This window comes from Halorhodospira neutriphila, assembly GCF_016584055.1.
Classification (GTDB): Bacteria; Pseudomonadota; Gammaproteobacteria; order Nitrococcales; family Halorhodospiraceae; genus Halorhodospira; species Halorhodospira neutriphila.
On record NZ_NRSH01000261.1, the window covers coordinates 1 to 974 of the forward strand.

At 80.7% G+C, this 974-nt stretch carries 1 pseudogene; it reads right to left on the reverse strand.

Going from position 1 to position 974, the window contains the following annotated elements:
• Window positions 1-974: pseudogene (locus tag CKO13_RS12335) on the reverse strand (ExeM/NucH family extracellular endonuclease); the annotation flags it as partial.

Sequence of the window (974 nt, forward strand, 5' to 3'; positions counted from 1 at the left end):
CACGGCGCCCCCCCGGCGCAGGCGCTCGACGAGATCCGCCGCGGCGGCGCGGCGGCGCTCCAGCTCCGTGAGGGCGAGGACATCGGCGCGCAGGGCCTGGAGGGCGGCGAGGAGCTTGCGGCGCTGGCAGGCGAGCTCGGCGGGGGTGGCGGCGCCGCGCTCGCCGAGGGTGAGGAAGTAGTTCTGGAGGTTGAAGGCGGCCACGCGCACCGTCCCCGGCGCCGGCGGCGGCAGGGCCTCCGGCCGGGGGTTGGCGGCCTGCCAGCGCGGCGGGCGCACGGGGTGGAGCCGCCAGCGCCCGAAGGCGTGGGTGAGCACGCCCTCGAGGCCCGCCGCCCGGCTGCCCACCCGGCGGGTGCCGCCATCGCCGAGGTGCGGGATCGGCCGGGGGGAGCGGCGGTAGGCGCCGTCGTCGAGGATCAGGCGCTGGCCGCGCAGCGCCGGGTCGGCGGGCCCCTCCCCGGCGGGGAAGTTGGTGGCCCGGAAGGCCCGGCGCCGCGGCGTCAGCGCCAGGCTCCCGTAGCGGGCCAGCTCGCCGTTGGCGGTCACCGCCATCGGCGTCTCGATGCGGACGCGGACCCCCTCGAGGCGGTCCCGCTCGGCCTCGGGCAGCGGCCAGGCGACGGCGCGGCTGTCGACCTCGCCGCGCCCGCAATCGGCCAGGGCCTCGAGCCCCTCGAGCTGCGGCCGGCCGCGGTAGGCGCCGGCGTAGCCGGTCAGCCGCAGCCGCCGCCCGGGCTCGATGGCCTCGGCCCAGCCCGGCTCGGGCTCGGGGGCGTAGACGAACAGCCCCGAGGGCGCGCCGTCCGGCGCCGGCGCCGCGCCCTGGACGAAGAAGCCGTCGAGCCCGGCGTCGCCGAGGAAGGCGGCGGTGACCACGGCCTCGACGGTCACCGGCCCCTCGGGGGCGAGGCGCTCGGTGCCCTGCCCCGCCAGCGCGTGGACCGGCGTGGTCCCGGGCGCCCCGCACTCGC